19 protein-coding genes are annotated in these 19307 nt (G+C 62.5%); 12 read left to right on the forward strand and 7 right to left on the reverse strand.

Annotated features, from left to right (window positions below):
• The 3 genes from RMN73_RS02635 to RMN73_RS02645 form a co-directional block, all read right to left on the reverse strand.
• On the reverse strand, positions 1-3308 hold a 3308-nt coding region (locus RMN73_RS02635), incomplete at its 3' end, for a calcium-binding protein (protein WP_309601765.1).
• 198 nt (positions 3309-3506) lie between these two features.
• Positions 3507-5492, reverse strand: coding sequence for a DNA topoisomerase IV subunit B (gene parE / locus RMN73_RS02640; protein ID WP_309601766.1), 1986 nt, complete (start codon positions 5490-5492; stop codon positions 3507-3509).
• Between the two features lie 98 nt (positions 5493-5590).
• Positions 5591-6298: a GcrA family cell cycle regulator gene (locus RMN73_RS02645; protein ID WP_309601767.1), complete on the reverse strand. Its 708-nt coding sequence runs from the start codon at positions 6296-6298 to the stop codon at positions 5591-5593.
• A 76-nt stretch (positions 6299-6374) separates the two neighbouring features.
• On the opposite strand from RMN73_RS02645, the gene RMN73_RS02650 reads away from it, so the two are divergent.
• The 8 genes from RMN73_RS02650 to queE all read left to right on the forward strand — a co-directional run bounded on the left by RMN73_RS02650 (position 6375) and on the right by queE (position 13054).
• On the forward strand, positions 6375-7202 hold the full coding sequence (locus RMN73_RS02650) for an ABC transporter permease (RefSeq protein WP_309601768.1): 828 nt from the start codon (positions 6375-6377) through the stop codon (positions 7200-7202).
• Between the two features lie 219 nt (positions 7203-7421).
• Positions 7422-7958: a hypothetical protein gene (locus RMN73_RS02655; protein WP_309601769.1), complete on the forward strand. Its 537-nt coding sequence runs from the start codon at positions 7422-7424 to the stop codon at positions 7956-7958.
• 155 nt (positions 7959-8113) lie between these two features.
• Positions 8114-9301 (forward strand): aspartate aminotransferase family protein, encoded by a 1188-nt coding sequence (locus tag RMN73_RS02660; RefSeq protein ID WP_309601770.1) that lies wholly within the window; start codon positions 8114-8116, stop codon positions 9299-9301.
• Entirely contained in the window at positions 9298-10227 is a 930-nt protein-coding gene (gene argF, locus RMN73_RS02665; RefSeq protein ID WP_309601771.1) for an ornithine carbamoyltransferase, read from the forward strand. Before RMN73_RS02660 ends, argF begins: the two co-directional genes overlap by 4 nt.
• Positions 10228-10258: 31 nt before the next feature.
• Entirely contained in the window at positions 10259-11176 is a 918-nt protein-coding gene (locus RMN73_RS02670) for an Hsp33 family molecular chaperone HslO (RefSeq protein ID WP_309601772.1), read from the forward strand.
• Between the two features lie 33 nt (positions 11177-11209).
• Complete coding sequence (locus RMN73_RS02675) at positions 11210-11602, forward strand: hypothetical protein (RefSeq protein ID WP_309601773.1); 393 nt, start codon at positions 11210-11212, stop codon at positions 11600-11602.
• 142 nt (positions 11603-11744) lie between these two features.
• Positions 11745-12425, forward strand: coding sequence for a 7-cyano-7-deazaguanine synthase QueC (gene queC, locus RMN73_RS02680; RefSeq protein WP_309601774.1), 681 nt, complete (start codon positions 11745-11747; stop codon positions 12423-12425).
• Positions 12422-13054: a 7-carboxy-7-deazaguanine synthase gene (queE, locus tag RMN73_RS02685; RefSeq protein WP_309601775.1), complete on the forward strand. Its 633-nt coding sequence runs from the start codon at positions 12422-12424 to the stop codon at positions 13052-13054. The genes queC and queE overlap by 4 nt, the downstream gene beginning before the upstream one ends.
• An 86-nt stretch (positions 13055-13140) precedes the next feature.
• Here queE and RMN73_RS02690 read toward each other — a convergent pair whose 3' ends face one another.
• Complete coding sequence (locus tag RMN73_RS02690) at positions 13141-13383, reverse strand: hypothetical protein (protein WP_309601776.1); 243 nt, start codon at positions 13381-13383, stop codon at positions 13141-13143.
• Positions 13384-13471: 88 nt separating this feature from the next.
• Positions 13472-14128: a lipoyl(octanoyl) transferase LipB gene (gene lipB / locus RMN73_RS02695; protein WP_309601851.1), complete on the reverse strand. Its 657-nt coding sequence runs from the start codon at positions 14126-14128 to the stop codon at positions 13472-13474.
• Positions 14129-14223: 95 nt separating this feature from the next.
• Between lipB and RMN73_RS02700 the strand changes: the two genes are divergently transcribed.
• Positions 14224-15021, forward strand: coding sequence for a hypothetical protein (locus RMN73_RS02700; protein WP_309601777.1), 798 nt, complete (start codon positions 14224-14226; stop codon positions 15019-15021).
• Here RMN73_RS02700 and hemF read toward each other — a convergent pair.
• Together hemF and RMN73_RS02710 are read right to left on the reverse strand one after the other, a co-directional pair.
• Positions 15018-15860, reverse strand: coding sequence for an oxygen-dependent coproporphyrinogen oxidase (hemF, locus tag RMN73_RS02705; protein ID WP_309601778.1), 843 nt, complete (start codon positions 15858-15860; stop codon positions 15018-15020). The genes RMN73_RS02700 and hemF overlap by 4 nt on opposite strands.
• Entirely contained in the window at positions 15857-16306 is a 450-nt protein-coding gene (locus RMN73_RS02710; protein WP_309601779.1) for a TrmH family RNA methyltransferase, read from the reverse strand. Before RMN73_RS02710 ends, hemF begins: the two co-directional genes overlap by 4 nt.
• Before the next feature lie 176 nt (positions 16307-16482).
• Between RMN73_RS02710 and petA the strand changes: the two genes are divergently transcribed.
• Genes petA through RMN73_RS02725 form a run of 3 tightly spaced genes read left to right on the forward strand, consistent with a single transcriptional unit; the run spans position 16483 to position 19301 of the window.
• On the forward strand, positions 16483-17046 hold the full coding sequence (gene petA / locus RMN73_RS02715) for a ubiquinol-cytochrome c reductase iron-sulfur subunit (protein ID WP_309601780.1): 564 nt from the start codon (positions 16483-16485) through the stop codon (positions 17044-17046).
• Between the two features lie 12 nt (positions 17047-17058).
• Positions 17059-18351 carry a cytochrome b/b6 gene (locus RMN73_RS02720; protein ID WP_309601781.1) on the forward strand — a complete coding sequence of 431 codons (1293 nt, stop codon included), beginning with the start codon at positions 17059-17061 and terminating at the stop codon, positions 18349-18351.
• A 14-nt stretch (positions 18352-18365) separates the two neighbouring features.
• Positions 18366-19301: a cytochrome c1 gene (locus RMN73_RS02725; protein WP_309601782.1), complete on the forward strand. Its 936-nt coding sequence runs from the start codon at positions 18366-18368 to the stop codon at positions 19299-19301.
• Positions 19302-19307 lie beyond the last annotated feature (6 nt).

The following is a 19307-nucleotide window of genomic DNA, read 5'->3' on the forward strand; positions in this document are numbered from 1 at the left end:
GCCAAGGTGGCATCGGTCAGCACGATCCGGTCGGCGCTGGTGAAATCGGTGATCGTGTCGCCGTTGAGGCCGGAGACAGTGTCGGAGAATGCGTCCGCGCCGGTTCCGCCGGTTAGCGTGTCGGCACCAAGGCGACCGGTCAGCGTGTCATTGCCCCCCGCACCCGAAAGCGCGTTAGCGGCATAATTGCCGGTGATCACATTATCGAGATCATTGCCCGATCCGGCGACTGCGGCACCACCGGTGAGAACCAGATTCTGTTCGCTGCCCGCGAGCGCATAGGTGGAAGCGCTGTCGACAATGATCGGACGTGGCGAGCCGATGAGGAAATTGGCCGCCGTGACCGTCGTCCCGATGGCCAGCGTTGCAAACACGATTGCGAGCCCAGCGCCGCTGCCGTCGGCATCGTAGGACAATTGGCGGGTCGTGCTGTTGTAGAGAATGCGGTGCGCCGTTGTGGTGGCTGCCGTTCCGATCCTGAACGCCGTGGTGCTGAGCGCGCCCGCCGGGAGAACCGAGAAAATCGCGCTGTCGAGATAGATGATATCGGTCGAACCAAGGTCGGCGATGGTGTCGATATCGCTGCCGATGGCGGTACCGAGGTAAAAGGTGTCGGCATCCGCGCCGCCGGTCAGCGTGTCACTGCCCAGTCCGCCAGCGATCCAATCGACCCCCGCGCCGCCGAACATAGTGTCGTTGCCCTCGTCACCACGGAGATAATCGTCGCCTGTTCCTCCGTCGATATAATCGTTGCCAAGCCCACCGTAGAGCGAATCATTGCCGCCGAAGCCGAGCAGGAAGTTGGAGCCGACATTGCCGCGAATGATATTGGCCTGATCATTGCCGTTGCCGGCCGAATCGTAAGTGCCGACCAATGTCAGTTCCTCGACATTGGCGCCGATCGTGAAATCGAATGCGGTGATGACCTGGTCAAAGCCCCCACCGGCCGCCTCGATAACCCGGTCATTGCCGTCGTCGACGAAGTAGAGATCGTCGCCGCCGCCGCCCTGCATCGTATCAGCACCGCCAGCGCCGTCGATGATGTTGGACGCCGAATTACCGATGATCAGATTGTCGAACGCGCCGCCGGTGCCATTGAGCGCAGCGGTACCCGTCAACGTCAGATTCTCGGTAAATACGCTCAGCGTGAAGTCGACCGAACTATAGACGGTATCGATCCCGGTCTGCCCGTTCTCGTCGACGACATCGCCGATATTGTCGACGTAATAGGTGTCATTGCCATTGCCGCCAGCCATCACGTCCGCGCCGCCTGCACCATCAAGGACGTTATTGCCGCCATTGCCGCCGAGACGGTTGGCGAGATCATTGCCGGTCACGTTGACCGATGCCTCGCCATACAAGGACAGGTTTTCGACGTTGGCGGGAAGGACGTAGCCGATCGCACTGTAAATGAAGTCAATCCCTTCGCCCGCCAATTCGACCACCACGTCACCGGCATCATCGACGTCATACCAATCGTCGCCAGTACCGCCGATCATCGTGTCGGCACCCGCCTGGCCAATGATGAAGTCACCGCCGCCGCCGCCGGTCAGTATGTCATTGCCGGCGCCGCCGAGCAGGCGGTCGGAAAGGGCTGTGCCGATGATCGAATCGCTGCCCGTGCCGCCTTGAACCTCGTAGAAACTGGTGGTCCCGAGCGTAACGTTGTTGCCGGCATCGCTCAGGTAAAGATAAGAGCCGCTGATTAGTTGCCCGGTGAGGTCGAGCGACCCCCCGTTGGCGATGTGCAACTGGTTGAGGCTGATCGACTGGAAATTGTCGATCTGCCCAATGGTTAAGCGAACGCGCCCGCCCTGGAGGCTTTCAAGGTCAGAGTCGATCACGGCCAGCGACAAGTCAGTCAGCACGCTCGCGTAGGGATCGAACGCGACCACCAGCCGGTCGTCACCAGTACCGCCGGTGAACCGATCGCCGGCCGATACAGCCTCACCGATGGCGACGCTGAGCGTGTCATCGCCGCTGCCGCCATTGAGCCAGTCGGCGCCCGCACCGCCGGACAGTGTATCACTGCCGCCGCTGCCATTGATGATGTCGTCGCCCCCGCCCCCGGCGAGGTCATCATAGTATAGCGAGCCGGTGATATTGTCATTGCCGGCACCGCCGATCACCCGGGTGCCATTCATGTTGGCGGACAGGTCAAGGCCGTTGCCAAGGCCGCTCAGCACGAAGTCATTCACCCTGATCGCCGATCCGACGGTCAGGTTGCCGGCGGTCGATAATTGGAGCGTGCCGAGTTCAAGCAGGTCGAACTGAGTCGCCTCGGCAACAGTCATGATGAAGCGCGCATTGCCACCGCTGAGCCGTTCGATGCCGCTGATCTGGGCCAGCGTGAGCCAGTCGGTTATAGCACCCGACGATGCGATGTAGAGGGTGTCATAGCCCGTTCCGCCAATGATTTGGTCAGCAGACGAAAAGCCAGCTTGCGGATCGACGAAGAAGGTGTCGTTCCCGGTGCCGCCGTCCAATATGTCATCGCCGAAACTGTCAGTAAGAGTGTCGTCGCCGTCACCACCGAGCAAAATATCGTTGCCGGCACCGCCGGACAGCGAATCGCCGCCGCCGCGACCTTCCAACCGGTCATTGCCATCGCCGCCATCCAGAGAATTGGCGGAATCGTTCGCAATGATCTGATCATCGCCGCCGCCGCCGTATAGATTGACGTAACCGGTCGAAGTGCCGGTGCCCATGCTAACGATGTCGTTACCCGAGCCGAGATAGAGCGCGCCACTGGCAAAGCGATTGTTGCTGAGATCGATCGTGCCGCTGCCGACGACCCGGATTATACCCTGCAAGGTGGAGAATTGGGCCAGTTGGGCAATGGTCAGGAACACCGGCAGATCGGCGATCAATATCTCGATCCCGCTGACCGAGCTTCCCGTGAGGTCGAAGCCGACGAAACCATAGGTAAAATCGCCGTTGAAGACGATGGTGTCAGACCCGGTGCCGCCGATGAATTGGTCGCCGCTCGACAGATCGGAGCCGGCAAATTGGTCGTTGCGGACGGTTAGCGTATCGTTTCCGGCACCGCCATCGACGATGTCGTTGCCAACACCCCCGCTCAGGATGTCGTTGCCGTCATCGCCATTGACGATGTCGTCCCCTTCGGCAGCGATCACATAATCATCGCCGCCGCCGCCGCTAATCGTGTCGTTGCCGGTGCTCGCAAAGATAGTGTCGTTGCCGTCCAGCGCATTGACGATGTCGTCCCCGGCAAGCGCGCCGATGACGTCATCGCCAGCGGTGCCGGTGAGCGTGTCGTTTCCAGTCGTTCCGTTGATTGTCGGCATGATACGCAACCTCAAACTATAGCGGGCAGGGCGAGGCGAAGGCCGAAACGCTTCCCCCATAGTCATTCAATCGCGCGCGAACAGGTCCGCAAGCCGGTTGAGAATAAAGGCTAAACACCGCCGCGCAAGTCGAAAACGAGCGCCACCGTCCCTCAACGGGAGGGGCGATCATTGCCTAATTAAGGTCGGGGTGGCCGCTCAGGCATCAATCTCGTCTTCGCTCAGGTTTGCGGCGTTGGCCTGGATGAAATTGAAGCGATGCTCGGGGTTCTTGCCCATCAGGCGGTCGACCAAATCCTTTACCGGCTGGCGGTCCTGATATTCGGAGGGCAAGGTGATGCGGATCAGCGAGCGCGACGCCGGGTCCATCGTGGTTTCCTTCAGCTGGCCCGGGTTCATCTCGCCGAGGCCCTTGAAGCGGCCGACATCGACCTTCTTGCCCTTGAATTCCTTGGCTTCGATCTCGGCGCGGTGGGCGTCGTCGCGGGCGTAGAGTGACTTGGCGCCGCTGGTCAGCCGATAGAGCGGCGGCTGGGCGAGGAATAGATGGCCGCGGCGGACGAGCTCGGGCATTTCCTGGAAGAAGAAGGTCATCAACAGGGTCGCGATATGCGCGCCGTCGACGTCGGCGTCGGTCATGATGATGATGCGTTCGTAGCGCAAAGCGCCTTCGTCGAACTTGTCGCGGATGCCGCAACCGAGCGCGAGCTGGAGATCGGCGATTTCGGCATTGGCGCGGATCTTGTCGGCGGTGGCACTGGCGACGTTGAGAATCTTGCCGCGGATCGGCAGGATCGCCTGGTTCTTGCGGTTGCGCGCCTGCTTGGCCGAGCCGCCGGCGGAGTCGCCTTCGACGATGAACAATTCGGTCCCCGACGGGTCGTTGGCCGAGCAATCGGTGAGCTTGCCGGGGAGGCGAAGCTTGCGCGCGCTGGTGGCGGTCTTGCGCTTGACCTCACGTTCGGCGCGGCGCTTGAGGCGTTCGTCCATCCGTTCGATAATGGCGCCGAGAAGCGCGCGACCGCGATCCATATTGTCGGCCAGATAATGGTCGAAATGATCGCGCACTGCGGCTTCGACGAAGCGCGCTGCCTCGAGGCTGGTGAGCCGGTCCTTGGTCTGGCTCTGGACATGCGGGTTGCGGATGAACACCGACAGCATCAGCTCGATGCCATTAAAGGCGTCATCGGCGGTGATTTCTTTGGCGCGCTTGTTGCCGATCAGGTCGCCGAAGGCGCGGACGCCCTTGGTCAGCGCGGCGCGCAAGCCCGCTTCGTGGGTGCCGCCGTCGGGGGTCGGGATGGTGTTGCAATAATAGGATTCGTTACTGCCCTCGCTCCACAACGGCCAGGCAACCGCCCACTCGGCCGAGCCTTGCGCATCGGGGAAATCCTGCCGCCCGGCGAAGGCGGGGGTGGTAACGCAATCGCGGTCGGCGAGCTGTTCGGCGAGGTGATCGGCGAGGCCGCCGGGGAATTGGAAGGTCGCGGTTTCGGGGACGGCTTCGGAGGCGAGGGCGGGGTCGCAGCGCCAGCGGATCTCGACCCCGGCGAAGAGGTAAGCCTTGGACCGGGCGAGCTTATACAGCCGCGCCGGATCGAACCGCATGTCGCTGCCGAAAATGTCGGTATCGGGGGTGAAGGTGAGCGTGGTGCCGCGACGGTTGGGCGCGGCGCCGACTTCCTCCAGCTTCGAGGTGGCGAGACCGCGCGCGAAGGACTGGCGATACAATTTCTTGTCGCGCGCCACCTCGACGATGGTTTCGGTCGACAGCGCGTTGACCACCGAGACCCCGACGCCGTGGAGGCCGCCGCTGGTGGAGTAAGCCTTGCCCTCGAACTTGCCGCCCGAATGGAGCGTGGTCATGATCACTTCGAGCGCCGACTGGCCGGGATATTTGGGATGCGGATCGACCGGGATGCCGCGACCATTGTCGCTGACAGTCAGGCGATTGCCGGGTTCGAGGGTGACTTCGATGCGGCTGGCATGGCCGGCGACCGCTTCGTCCATGCTATTGTCGATGACCTCGGCGGCGAGGTGATGCAGCGCGCGCTCGTCGGTCCCGCCGATATACATTCCCGGCCGCCGCCGGACCGGCTCGAGCCCTTCAAGGACCTCGATCGCGGAAGCGTCGTAACTGTCGGGCGAAGCGGCGGTGGAACCGGAGGCGAAAAGATCGGACATATTGCGAACGCTATAGGGGGGTGCGGGGCGGGGTGCCAAGCGGCACCGAGGTCACAGCGGACAAGAAAAAGCCCCGGCGGTGAGGCCGGGGCTCATGCTTACCTGACCCGCGGGCCGCCGAATGGCAGCGGCGGGGGTGGGCGGCGGTCGCGGCGGGGGAGTTGGGCTTGATACGCGACTCCGCAATGCTGGACGCAGTACGGGAAGCCGGGGTTCGAGGCTTGACCGCAGAAGTGGAAGTCGGGCTCGCCCGGATGACCCATCGGCCAGCGGCAGATGCGGTCGTTCAATTCGAGCAGGCTGGTCTTGTCGGCAACCTCGGGGCTCGGCTTGGCGGGGACCAGGCGGCGCGGCGGGGCAGGCGGGATCGGCGCCTGCGTATCGCCCGGACCCTGGCGGATGAAGCCGCCGGGACCGACCGAGCGATATTGCATCTGGGTTTCACCGGGCGTCGGGACGCGCTGCGGGGCGGGCGGAAATTTGGGACCCGATCCGCGCGGCGCATCGCCGGGGGCGACATCGGCGGCGGCTGCAGCCGCAGCGGGCGCTTCGGCCTTGGGCGCTGTTGGCGCAGGCTTGGCAGTGGCTGCGGCGGCGGCCGACTTGGGCGCGACAGCCTTCTTGACCTTGTTTTTCTCTTCACCCGCCTTGACCGGCGAGGGACGCGATTCGAGCCCGAGGCGATGCGCCTTGCCGATCACCGCATTGCGGCTGACCCCGCCGAGGTCTTCGGCGATCTGGCTTGCGGTCGACCCATTGGTCCACATCGATTTGAGGCGCTCGATGCGCTCGTCGGTCCAGCTCATGAAAATTCTAACTCCGTCGCATGTTGCGTGCCGCCCCGCTTGTGCAGGCACGCTGGTGCCGATAGGCGATTGAATCGTGAACGACCAGACTCAACCACGGGTTCTTAGCGAACCGGGCAAGCCAATCCTCGAAGGGGTCAATTGGGGCGGCCTCAAGACTCTCTATATCAAGGAGGTCAGGCGGTTCTTCAAGGTCCACATGCAAACCGTGTGGGCGCCGGCGATCACCACCTTGCTGTATCTGGTGATTTTCACGGTCGCGCTGGGGCGTAGCGGCAAGACCGTGATGGGGGTGCCGTTCGCCGATTTCATCGCACCGGGGCTGATTATGATGGGGATGCTGCAGAACAGCTTCGCCAACGCGTCCTTCAGCCTGATGGTCGGCAAGATGCAGGGGACGATCGTCGATTATCTGATGCCGCCGCTGTCGACTGGCGAATTGATCGCGGCGCTTGTGTCGGCCGCGGTGACCCGCGCGTTCCTGGTTGGCGGGGCGGTTTGGCTGGTGATGTCCTTATGGCCCGGGGTGCATGTCAGCATGGCCCATCCGCTGACCGCTTTATGGTTCGGCCTGATGGGCTCGCTGATGCTCGCTTTCCTCGGCGTGATCACCTCGATCTGGGCCGACAAGTTCGATCAGGCGGCGATGGTCACCAATTTCGTCGTGACACCCCTGTCGTTGCTGTCGGGCACGTTCTACGCGGTCGACCAATTGTCGCCCGCCTTCCGCGCGGTGAGCCACGCCAACCCGTTTTTCTATGTCATCTCGGGCTTTCGCTACGGCTTCCTTGGCGTGACCGATTCGCCGGTGCTGTTTGGTGCGATCCTTCTGTTGGCGATCAACGCCGTGCTGTTCGTGATCTGCTATGCGCTGTTGCGCAGCGGTTGGAAGATCAAGAATTAGCGATTTGCGACTCGGCGTTATGTGCGCCGGCAGATCCTGAACGTCCGGCCGCAATCCAGCCTCGGTTCGTCGCCGCGCAGATTAACCTCACATAACGCCCAGAACAAATCTCTCCGCGCGCCGTTGGGCTAGCTGAATGGCGAATAACGCCCCCGTTCAGCGTCGCCTCAACCACGGTGGCCTAAACCAGCTTCATCAACCGCTCGAAGGAGAGCCAAAATGCGTAAGGTACTAATTTCTGCAATTCTCGCCGCCAGCACGTTGGCAATCGCGGCCCCGGCCGCTGCTGCTCAGCTGACCGTTTCCGTCGGCACCCAATATGGGAGCCCGTATGGCAATTATTATGGCAGCCAGTATGGCAACCAATATGGCAATGCCTATGGCTACGACAATCGTGGCCAGGTGCGCAGCCTGATGGTGCGGATCAACCAGATCGAGCGTCAGATCGAACAGCTCGATCGCCGCAACATCCTGTCGAACCGCGAGGCGCGTCAGCTTGGCTACCAGGCCAACATGCTTGAGCGCCAGCTGCGTCAGGCGTCGTACAATGGCCTGAACGGCTATGAGCGTCGCAACTTCGAAGTGCAGATTGCGCGCCTCGAGCAAAACATTCGCTATCAGGCGAATGACGGCAACCGCTGGGGCAGCAACCGCGACGATCGCGGCAGCTGGAACGATCAGCGCAACTGGCAGGATCGCGATCGCGACGGACGCAATGACCGTTACGAAGATGATCGCGGTTACGACCACGACTAAGCTTTCGGGCTTGTAGCCCCGGTAAGCGTAGAGGAGGGGCGGGATCCGAAAGGGTTCCGCCCCTTTCTTTTTGCCTTGTGGGGGCCGCAGTCCTATAGCCGAACATGTGGCGGCCGGGGGGTCGCCATTTGCCGTTCAAAAGGATCACAGCTCAAATGGCCATTACGCCGCTCATGCCCGTCTATCCGCGTTGCGATGTCCGCCCGGTGCGCGGCGAGGGGGTGTATCTGTACGGTGAAGGCGGCGAGCAGTATCTCGATTTCGCCAGCGGGATCGCGGTCAATCTGCTCGGCCACGGCCACCCGCATCTGACCAAGGCCATCCAGAAGCAGGCCGAGACCCTGGTCCACGTCTCAAACCTCTACGGATCGCCGCAGGGCGAGAAACTGGCGCAAAGGCTGGTCGATTTGACCTTCGCTGACACGGTGTTCTTCACCAATTCGGGCGCCGAAGCGGTCGAATGCGCGATCAAGACCGCGCGGCGCTACCATTTCGCCAAAGGCAATCCGCACAAGCATGTGCTAATAACTTTCTCCAACGCGTTCCACGGACGGACATTGGGCACGATCAGCGCGACCGACCAGCCCAAGATGCGCGAAGGCTTCGAGCCATTGCTGCCGGGCTTTGTAGTGGTGCCATTCGACGATCTGGATGCGGCGCTCGCTGCGGTGAACGAGAATACGGCGGGTTTCCTGCTCGAGCCCGTGCAGGGCGAGGGCGGCATTCGCCCGGCGTCGAAGGAATTCCTGACCGGGCTGCGCAAGGCGTGCGACGAGCATGATCTGATGCTGGTGTTGGACGAGGTGCAGTGCGGCATGGCGCGGACCGGCAAGCTGTATGCGCATGAGCATTATGGCATCACTCCCGACATTATGGCCTCGGCCAAGGGCATTGGCGGGGGTTTTCCATTGGGGGCGTGCCTGGCGACCGAGAAGGCCGCAGCGGGAATGGTGATCGGCACCCACGGGTCGACCTATGGCGGCAACCCGTTGGCGATGGCGGCTGGCGAAGCAGTGCTTGATGTTGTCGCCAATGATGAATTCCTGGCGCAGGTGACTGAAACCGGCGAGCGGCTTCGCGCGGCGCTGACGCAGATGATCCCCAACCACGATAATCTGTTCGAGGGCGTTCGCGGGCTTGGGCTGATGCTTGGCATCAAGATGAAGACCGACAGCCGCGCGTTCGTTGCCTATCTGCGGACCAAGGGAATTTTGACCGTTGCGGCCGCGGACAATGTCGTGCGCGTGCTGCCGCCGCTGACGATCGAGGAACGCCACATCCGCGAATTCGTTGACGGATTGTCGGCCGCGGCGGGTGATTATCAGGTGCCGGCGGCGGCGTGAGCCCTCGCCACTTCATCGATCTGAAGGATGCCGGGGGCGACGCGATCGCCGCGATCCTGGGCGATGCGATGGACCGCAAGGGCGCGCGCGCCGGCTGGCCCAAAGGTCAGGTCGATGGCCATTCGCCGCTGGCCGGGCATGTACTGGCGATGATCTTCGAGAAGAATTCGACGCGGACGCGGGTCAGCTTCGACATGGCGATGCGGCAATTGGGCGGATCGGCCTTGGTGCTTGACGGGGCGTCATCGCAGATCGGTCGCGGGGAGAGCATCGCAGATACCGCGCGGGTGCTGTCGCGCTATGTCGATGCGATCATGATCCGCACCGACGATCATGCCAAAGTCGTCGAGATGGCCAACCATGCGACCGTGCCGGTGATTAACGGGCTGACCGATGCGTCGCACCCGTGCCAGATTCTGGCCGACATGCTGACCTTGCTCGAGCGCAAGTCGAAGCTGGCGGGGAGCAAGTGGGTGTGGCTCGGCGATGGCAATAATGTCTGCAATTCGCTGATCGAGGCCGCAGGGCTGATGCACTTCGACGTGACCGTGGCGTGCCCCGAGGGGTTCGAGCCCGATGCGGGCGTACTGGCGGAGGCGGCGGCGCGTGGGCGAACGATCCCGATCGTTCGCGATGCGGCGACGGCAGCGAAGGGTGCCGATGTCGTCGCCACCGATACCTGGACATCGATGGGCCACAGCGACAGCGATAATCGCGGGCAGGCACTGGCACCGTTTGCAGTCGATGATGCGCTGATGGCTGGGGCGGGGGCGCAGGCGATGTTCATGCACTGCCTGCCGGCCCATCGCGGCGAGGAAGTGACCGATGCTGTGATCGATGGGCCGCAGTCGGCGGTGTGGGACGAGGCCGAAAACCGGCTGCACGCGCAAAAGTCGCTATTGCTATGGTGCCTGGGCAAGCTTTGAATCGCCGCGTTGCGTCCCTATCTCGGCTCAGATGACCGACGTTCCCCTCAATCTCGACGTCTCGCTTGGCGTGACCATCCCGGCGCGGGCGGCGCGGGGGCGGGCGGTCAGGCTGGGCGAGTCGATCGATGCGATCCTGGCCAATCATTCGTACCCGCCGGTGATCGAGACCATGCTCGCCGAAGCGCTGGTGCTGACCGCATTGTTGGGATCTTTGCTCAAGGATGCCAGCGGGCAGATGACGCTGCAGGCGCAGACCGAGAATGGCATCGTCGAACTTCTAGTGTGCGATTATAAGGGCGGAGAGTTGCGCGGCTATGTTCGCCATGACGCCGAGCGATTGGTCGAGGCGGGGCCGAACCCGAGCCTGTTCGCCTTGTTTGGCAAGGGCTATCTGGCGATCACCTTCGACCAGGCGGCGACCAAGGAACGCTATCAGGGGATTGTCCCGCTGGAGGGCGACAGCCTGGGCAAGGCGGCCGAAAGTTATTTCACCCAGTCCGAGCAAATCCCCTCGATCGTCCGGCTCACCGCCGCAAAGGGCGAGGCGGGTTGGACTGCGGGCGGGATCCTGTTCCAGCATCTGCCCGAGGGCGAGGAAGGGCGCGAGCGGCTGCACACGCGTCTCGATCATCCTGATTGGCCGCACGTCGCGGTGCTGGCCGGATCGGTCAAGGACGAGGAATTGCTCGACCGGGCGCTGCCGCTCGACGAATTGGTGTGGCGGCTGTTCCATGAGGAAGAAGAAGTGCGCGTCCTCCCGCCGGTGGCGCTGGCCAAAGGCTGCCGCTGCGATCCCGATTATGTGCGGTCGGTGATTGCGCGATTCCCCGTGGAGGAGCGCGCGGCGATGGTCGGAGAGGATGGGTTTATCCGCGTCGATTGCGCTTTCTGCGCGACCGATTTTCCGATCTCGCTCGACGAGGTTGAAAGTCTCACTTCACCCTAGATTTCATTTACTAATGTCTGTTATTTTAAGGTCATGGATTCGCTTCCCCGCCTGTCACGCTTTGGAGCTTGCATTGCGATCGCTTTGGCGGTCGGCGCGGCGGGTTTGCCATTGCCGATGGTCGCGCCGGGCGAGTGGCAAGTCAGCGCCTCCGTCGGCGGCAAAGCCGAGCGAATTTGCCTCAGCGACCCGGGTTTGCTGATGCAGTGGGAACATCGCACCAAGAAGTGTGAGCGGGTGATCCTGTCGTCAACCGCCGATCGCGCCGAAGTGAGTTACACCTGCGCCAGCGGCGGCTTTGGAACGTCGAAGGTCGAAGTTCTCACCCCTCGCTCGATCAAGGTTGATTCGCAGGGGATTTCGGATGGCTACCCATATGCGCGGACGGTGTTTGCAAATCGCGTCGGCGCCTGCCCATCTCGTTAAGCATTTGTTTAACCAACTTCGTTTAGGACGTTGATGGTGTCCTCGATGAGGGTGCGCTTTCCTCCTTACGAGCTTGATCGCTCGAACTGGGGCCGCTTCGGCGGCCCTTCTTTTTTGCGGACACGCGCCCTAGATCGCGTCGATGAAAGACGGATATTCCAAAACGGCCGTGGTGCTATTGTCGGGCGGGCTCGATTCGATGGTCTGCGCAGGCTTGGCGCGCGAGGCGGGTTACCAGGTGATTGCGCTGACGATCGACTATCAGCAGCGCCACCGGGTCGAGCTTGAGGCGGCCAGGACGATCGCGGCGATGCTGGCTGACCGGCACATTGTCCTGCCGATCGACCTGACGGCGTTCGGGGGATCATCGCTGACCAGCGCAGCGCCGGTGCCGAAGGGCGGCGTGGAAGAGGGGATTCCCTCGACCTACGTCCCCGCGCGCAACACGGTGTTCCTCAGCCTGGCACTGGCGTGTGCGGAGGCGAGCGGGTCGAGCGACTTGTTCGTCGGGGTCAATGCGCTCGATTATTCGGGCTATCCCGATTGCCGCCCCGATTTCATCGCCGCGTTCGAAGCGCTTGCCAATCTGGGCACCAAGGCCGGGGTCGAGGGCGTGCCATTCACCATTCACGCCCCGCTGCAGCACATGACCAAAGCGGATATTGCGCGGGAGGCGGTGCGGCTCGGGCTCGACGCGGGGATTAGCCATAGCTGCTACGACCCGGCACCGGACGGCGGCGCGTGCGGATTGTGCGATGCCTGCCGCTTGCGCGCCAAGGGCTTTGCCGATGCCGGCCTGCTCGACCCGACGCGGTATCAATGACCTACGCGGTCAAGGAAGCGTTCCTGACGCTGCAGGGCGAAGGGGTGCAGACTGGCAGCCGGGCGGTGTTCCTGCGCTTTGCCGGGTGCAATCTGTGGTCCGGGCGCGAGGCGGATCGGGCGGCAGCAGTGTGCAACTTCTGCGATACCGATTTTGTCGGGACCGACGGGATAGGCGGGGGCAAGTTTGCCGATGCTGATCAGCTTGCGGGCCATGTCGCGGCGCTGTGGGGCGAGGGAGGCGATCAACGGCTGGTGGTGATCACCGGCGGAGAGCCGATGCTCCAGCTCGATTCGCCGCTGGTCGATGCGCTCCACGCGCAATATTTCCGGATTGCGGTCGAAAGCAACGGGACGATTGCAGCTGTGCCGGGGATCGACTGGCTGTGCATCAGCCCCAAGGCGGGCAGCGAAGTGGTGCAGCGGTCGGGCAACGAGTTGAAGCTGGTTTGGCCACAGGCTGGGATCGATCCGGCGGCGCTGGAGCAGTGGGCGTTCGACCATTGGCTGGTCCAGCCAATGGACTGTGTTGATGGCGAGGCAGCGCGGGCGGCGGCGATTGCGCTGGCGATGGAGCGTCCGCGGTGGCGGCTATCGCTGCAGGCGCACAAGATCGTCGGCTTGGCCTGAGCGCAACCAAAAGGGGCTGGCGGATCGCTCCGCCAGCCCCGATTTCGGTATAAATGACAACGCCCCCGAATGGGGGCGCCAGTCAATTACATCGCGTTGTTGGTCATCATGTTGTTCGACATGTTCATGTCGCCATTCATGGTCATGTTGGCGTCAGTCGCCATGTTCGCGTCGGCGTTCATCGTTCCATCGACAGCAGTCGTGTCGTTGGTGACAACGTTCTCGGCGTTCATGGTCTCATCGACGTTCATGGTATTCTCGGCAGCATCATTCTTGCTGCAAGCAGCAACCGCCAGGGCCGCACCAGCGACCAGGATAAGAGCACGCATTCAAAACTCCCTTGATTTTTTTACGACCTGGAGCAGGTTTGCCCCACTTTCCAAATCGTGGCGACAATAGTCGCTGGAGGCCAAAGCCTCAAGGGTCATTCGTGATTCGACTTAAATTTCCCAGAAAATCGGGAAAAGCGGAGTGGATTGAGGCGTCCAGATCGGCCATGTCCGCGCCTTTACCAAGGGCGTTCAGGCTGGTGACGCCATAGTCCGCGATGCCGCACGGGACGATGCCCGAGAAATGCGTGAGGTCAGGCGCAACGTTGATCGAGAAGCCGTGGAGCGTGACCCAGCGTTTGACGCGCACGCCGATCGCGCCGATCTTGGCCTCTTCCGTGCCACGCCCGGTCCAGATGCCGATGCGGCCGGGCTCGCGCCGTGCCTCGACCCCGAGTCTTGCGAGCGCGTCAATCATCAGCCCTTCGAGCGAGTGGACGAAGCGGCGAAGATCGCGTCCGCGCTTGTCCAGATCGAGCATGATGTAACCAACCCGCTGGCCGGGGCCGTGATAGGTGTAGCGACCGCCACGACCCGCTTCGAATACGTCGAACCCAAGCGGATTGAACAATTCGGCGGGGTCGGCGCTGGTCCCGGCGGTAAAGAGCGGGGGATGCTCGACCAGCCAGACGAGTTCGCTCGCCGTCCCGGCGCGGATCGCGGCGGCGCGCTCCTCCATCGTGGCAAGCGCTGCCCGATATTCGGTCAGGCCGGGACTGACCCTCCATTCGACGCCGTCGATCATCGCGTCGGCATGGCGGCGGAGAGGGGCGAACACAAGGCCGTTTGCACATCGCAAAGTGGCGGCTAGGGTGGCGAAAATCAGGGGGGAATTTCACTGTGGCAAGGGTTTCAGTAAGCAAGGCGTGGGACGAGACCAAAGACTTCATTGTCCGCGAGCGACGGCTGGTGAGTCCGGTGGCGCTGGCGCTGGTGTTCCTGCCGACCCTGTTGTTCCGGGTATTCGCACCGCAGCCTTCGATGGCCGAGATGATGGCCGGCAATTATCCGGCGTGGCTGCCGTGGCTGTCCTATGGCTTGCTGTTCGTCCAGCTGATCGGCGGGGCGGCGCTGATCCTGATGGCTTTGGGATCGAGGGATCCGGTCGGGGCGACGATCGTCAGCGGATTCAAGCGGGCGATCGTCGTCGTGCTGGCAGCTTTGTTAGCGGCCCTGCTGGCGACGCCGGTGATGATCGTGATGCTGATTATCGCCGGATTGGCCGGGACCATGCCGACCAACCCCAATTCGATTCCGCCGGGGTTCATGGCGATGGTCGGACTGATGTCGATCCTGTTGGGCCTGGTGGTGCTGCGCATGATCTTGTTCATCCCGGCGGCAGCGGCCGAGCCGATCGGGCCGTGGGCGGCGCTCAAGCGCGGCTGGGGCCTGGGGCGCGGCAATGGCGGGCGCCTGATCGTGACGATGGTGCTGCTGTTCATCGGTGCAATGGCGGTCAATTATGCCGCGACCGCAGTCGTCGGATCGCTCGCGCAATTGGTGACGGGTAGTAGCCAGGGCGCGACACTGGGCGGGATCCTGGTCGCATTGGTCGTGGCGGCGCTCGGGGCGGCGGTGTTCCTGGTACAATATGTCCTGCTGGCAAACCTTTACCGGCAGGCGATTGCCGACGCCTAGGCCCACCGTGCCAGCGGCGGCAGGCTCATCAGGATGGCGTCGATATTGCCGCCGGTTTTCAGCCCGAACAATGTCCCGCGATCGTAGAGCAAGTTGAACTCGACGTAACGGCCGCGGAATTCGAGCAATTTGGCCATATCCTCGTCGGTGAACGGCTGGTCCATGCGCTTGCGGACAAGTGCCGGGAAGGCATCGAGAAACGCCTCGCCGACGTCGCGGGTGAAGGCGAAATGCGCGTCGAAATGATCTTCCAGCCGATCGAAAAAGATGCCGCCGACACCGCGCGCGACATTGCGGTGCGGGAGCCAGAAATATTCCTCGGCCCATTTGGAAAAGCGTGGATAGAAAGTCGGGTCGTGCGCGGCGCAGGCGGCGCGAAGGCGAGCGTGGAACGCGTCGGTATCGTCAACATAGGCGATCGCCGGATTGAGATCGGCCCCGCCGCCGAACCAGCGCCGCGTGGTGTTGAGGAAGCGGCAGTTCATGTGGACGGCGGGGACATGCGGATTGGCCATGTGCGCGACCAAGCTGATCCCCGTGGCAAAAAAGCTCGGGTCGACATCGGCGCCGGGGATCGAGGCGGCGAATTCTGGGCTGAACTTGCCGTGGACGGTCGAGACGTTGACCCCGACCTTGTCGAAAATCTTGCCGTTCATTTGCGATCGAACGCCGCCACCACCGTGCGAGCCATCGGTTTCGGTGCGGTCCCACGGGATATATTCGAAGGCGGCGTCGCTGCCCGCCTCGCGCTCGATGGTCTCGAACGCCGTGCAAATCCGGGTTCGAAGCAATTCGAACCAATCGCGCGCGGCGTGTTGTTGATCGTCGAGCGGGGTCATCGCGGTAATTCTCCGGTCTGGCGAAGCGCTTCTCCGAGCGCGAGCGCGGCGGCGGTGGCGAGGTTGAGCGAGCGCACTTCGGCGCGGATCGGGATTCGGACGATCTGGTCGCAGGCGGCGGCGACCTCGGGCGGAACACCGGCGCTTTCCTTGCCCAGCAGCAGAGTATCTGTGGGCCCAAAGGCGAAATCATACGGCGATTGAGCGCCTTTGGTCGAGAGCAGGATCAACCGGCCGGGCGCGGCGGCGTGAAAGCTATCGAAATCGACATGTCGGGCGATGTCCACCGCATCGATATAGTCCATCGCGGTTCGGCGGACTCGTCGGTCATCCCATTCGAAACCCATTGGTTCAACCAGGTCGACCGCGACCCCGAAGCAGGCGCCGAGACGAAGCACGGCACCGACATTCTGGGCAATTTCCGGCTGGTATAAAGCGATCCGCATCGGGCGATCGATAGTCGGCGAGCCCCCTGCCGCACAAGGGTGCCGCAAATGTTGACAATTTGGCCATTTGCAACCGTCGGTCGAGGCGCTATCAGGCCGCCAATCGCTCGGGGACAGCCCGGCGGTCCCATTTCTTGTGCCAGTCGGCACGAAGTCAATTTCGACCAAGGGTGAGCATGGCCACGGTGAATCAACCAGACAGCGGTCCCATCGAGGGAGACGGCGTTCGCCGCCGCGATTTCATCAATATTGCTGCTGTCAGCTTTGCCGGAGTCGGTGCGGCGGCGGTGGTGCTCCCGCTGGTTTACCAGATGAATCCGTCGGCCGACGTGCTCGCGCTGGCGTCGAGCGAGGTCGATATTTCGAAGATCGCCGCTGGCCAGGCGATCAAGACGGTGTGGCGCAAGCAGCCGGTGTTCGTCCGCAATCTGACTCCGGCAGAGATCAAGCTGGCCAATGCGGTCGACATCAAATCGTTGCGCGATCCGCAGACGCTGGCTGAGCGGACCAAGCCGGGCAAGGAAAACTGGCTAATCACCCTGGGCGTCTGCACCCATCTCGGCTGCATTCCGCTGGGTACGGCCGATGGCGAGAATAAGGGGCCGTTCGGCGGCTATTTCTGCCCGTGCCACGGCTCGGCCTATGACACGGCGGCGCGAATCCGGCAGGGGCCGGCGCCGCTCAACCTCCAGGTGCCGGAGTATGTTTTCACATCCGACACACTCGTGACCATCGGTTAAGGGACGCCATAGATGAGCTTTTCCTGGGCCAAGCCCTATCAACCCATGTCCGCCCTCGGTCAGTGGTTCGACGACCGCCTGCCGCTCCCGCGCCTCGTATATGGTGCGATTGGCGGTGGCTATCCGGTGCCGCGCAATCTCAATTATTTCTGGAACTTCGGCGTTCTCGCCGGGCTGTTCCTGGTGGTGCAGATCGTCACCGGCATCGTGCTGGCGATGCATTATTATTCGAGCGTCGACGGCGCATTCAATTCGGTCGAGCATATCATGCGCGACGTCAACGCTGGCTGGATGCTTCGATACGCCCACGCCAACGGCGCCAGCTTCTTCTTCATCGTGGTCTATATCCACATCTTCCGCGGCCTGTATTTCGGGTCTTATAAGGCGCCTCGCGAGCTGCTGTGGATGCTCGGGCTGGTGATTTACCTGCTGATGATGGCGACCGCGTTCATGGGCTACGTCCTGCCGTGGGGCCAGATGTCCTATTGGGGGGCGCAGGTCATTACCGGCTTCTTCTCGGCCTTCCCGATCGTCGGCGATCCGATTCGCATCTGGTTGCTCGGTGGCTATGCCCCCGACCAGGCGACGATCACGCGCTTCTTCTCGCTCCACTATCTGCTGCCGTTCGTGATTGCGGGGGTGACCATCCTCCACATCTGGGCGCTGCACATCCCGGGCTCGAACAACCCGACCGGGGTCGATGTGAAGTCGGAAAAGGACACCTTGCCGTTCCACCCGTTCTACACCGCGAAGGACGGTTGGTTCGCCGGGCTGGTACTGACGCTTTATTGCGCAATGCTGTTCTTCGCGCCCAACGCACTTGGCCATCCGGACAATTACATCCCGGCCAACCCGCTCGCGACCCCCGCGCACATCGTTCCCGAATGGTATTTTTGGCCGTTCTACGCAATCCTGAAGTCGTTCACCGTCGACTTCATCCTTGGTGCGAAATTGTGGGGCGTGCTGGCGATGTTCGGCTCGATCCTGCTGTTGTTCCTGATGCCGTGGCTCGACAATTCGCCGGTCCGCTCGGGCAATTATCGCCCGGTGTTCAAGCGCTTCTTCCTGATCCTGGTGCTCGACATCGTGATCCTCGCTTATGTCGGTGGTGGCGAACCGAGCCCGATCAACGTCGCGCTCGGCCAGTTTGCGACCGCTTATTATTTTGCGCACTTCCTGATCATCCTGCCGCTGATCTCCAAACATGAGGCAACGCTTCCGCTGCCGTCATCGATTTCGAGTTCGGCATTGCATGGCGAGGCCCAGGAATCCGCGCCGCTCGGCCAGACTGCGCCGGCGAACTAGAAGGACAGACGAAAATGATCCGTTTGATTGCCCGAATTGTCGGCATCGGCTTCGTTGGAGTCCTGTTGCTCTCGCTCTACGGCACGGTCAGCGACTATGTCGCCGCGCCGCCCGAACCGACCGCCGAGCATGAGTTTCACCGCGAAGCCAAGGAGCTCGACCTCGAATCGAACGGGCCGCTGGGCAAGTTCGACCGGGCGCAATTGCAGCGTGGGTTGCAGGTTTACACCGAGGTTTGCGCGGGCTGTCACAGTCTGAACCGCGTCGCCTTTGCCGACCTGGCCGGGATTGGATATAAGGAAGGCCAGATCAAGGCTTATGCCGGATCAGGCAATTTCTGGAAGATCGAGGTTCCGTCGATCAATCCCGATACCGGCGAGGCCTCGACCCGCAAGGCGATCCCGTCGGACCGCTTCCCGTCGCCTTATGCGAACGATACAGCCGCGCGTGCGGCCAATAATAATGCCATCCCGCCCGATTTGTCGCTGATGACCAAAGCGCGTGAGAACGGCGCAGCCTATGTCTATTCATTGCTCACCGGATATGAGGCGCAACCGGCCGAACTGCTCAAGGAATTTCCGACCGCCAAGACCCCGACCGGGCTGTATTATAATCCGTATTTCGCCAATTTGAACATCGCGATGCCGGCGCCGCTGACCAGCGAAGGCCAGGTCAGCTATGGTGAGGGCGCGCCCAAGGCGACCGTCGACCAGATGGCGAAGGACGTGACCGCTTTCCTCGTGTGGACCGCTGAGCCGAAGCTGGAAAACCGCCATCGTTCGGGGCTGGTGGTGGTGATCTTCCTGATGATCGCGACCTTGCTCGGTTATCTCAGCTATCAGAACATCTGGGCCGAGGCGAAGCGCAAGGTGGCACCCAAGGGGCCGCTCGATCCCGACAATAAGGCCAAGCGTAACCGCGCCAAGGCCAAGGCGGGGATCGCCGGTTAAGGACGG

The organism is Sphingomonas sp. (assembly GCF_031372575.1).
In the GTDB taxonomy this organism is placed as follows: domain Bacteria; phylum Pseudomonadota; class Alphaproteobacteria; order Sphingomonadales; family Sphingomonadaceae; genus Sphingomicrobium.

Bases quoted from the DNA above. Each gene is read 5' to 3' on its own strand.
- RMN73_RS02670 (WP_309601772.1), top strand. From the start codon at position 10,259: ATGACCGACGTTCCCCTCAATCTCGACGTCTCGCTTGGCGTGACCATC.
- RMN73_RS02720 (WP_309601781.1), top strand. From the start codon at position 17,059: ATGAGCTTTTCCTGGGCCAAGCCCTATCAACCCATGTCCGCCCTCGGT.
- hemF (WP_309601778.1), bottom strand. From the start codon at position 15,860: ATGACCCCGCTCGACGATCAACAACACGCCGCGCGCGATTGGTTCGAA.
- parE (WP_309601766.1), bottom strand. From the start codon at position 5,492: ATGTCCGATCTTTTCGCCTCCGGTTCCACCGCCGCTTCGCCCGACAGT.
- RMN73_RS02710 (WP_309601779.1), bottom strand. From the start codon at position 16,306: ATGCGGATCGCTTTATACCAGCCGGAAATTGCCCAGAATGTCGGTGCC.
- RMN73_RS02660 (WP_309601770.1), top strand. From the start codon at position 8,114: ATGGCCATTACGCCGCTCATGCCCGTCTATCCGCGTTGCGATGTCCGC.
- queC (WP_309601774.1), top strand. From the start codon at position 11,745: ATGAAAGACGGATATTCCAAAACGGCCGTGGTGCTATTGTCGGGCGGG.
- RMN73_RS02655 (WP_309601769.1), top strand. From the start codon at position 7,422: ATGCGTAAGGTACTAATTTCTGCAATTCTCGCCGCCAGCACGTTGGCA.
- RMN73_RS02690 (WP_309601776.1), bottom strand. From the start codon at position 13,383: ATGCGTGCTCTTATCCTGGTCGCTGGTGCGGCCCTGGCGGTTGCTGCT.
- RMN73_RS02675 (WP_309601773.1), top strand. From the start codon at position 11,210: ATGGATTCGCTTCCCCGCCTGTCACGCTTTGGAGCTTGCATTGCGATC.
- queE (WP_309601775.1), top strand. From the start codon at position 12,422: ATGACCTACGCGGTCAAGGAAGCGTTCCTGACGCTGCAGGGCGAAGGG.
- lipB (WP_309601851.1), bottom strand. From the start codon at position 14,128: ATGATCGACGGCGTCGAATGGAGGGTCAGTCCCGGCCTGACCGAATAT.
- petA (WP_309601780.1), top strand. From the start codon at position 16,483: ATGGCCACGGTGAATCAACCAGACAGCGGTCCCATCGAGGGAGACGGC.
- RMN73_RS02725 (WP_309601782.1), top strand. From the start codon at position 18,366: ATGATCCGTTTGATTGCCCGAATTGTCGGCATCGGCTTCGTTGGAGTC.
- RMN73_RS02645 (WP_309601767.1), bottom strand. From the start codon at position 6,298: ATGAGCTGGACCGACGAGCGCATCGAGCGCCTCAAATCGATGTGGACC.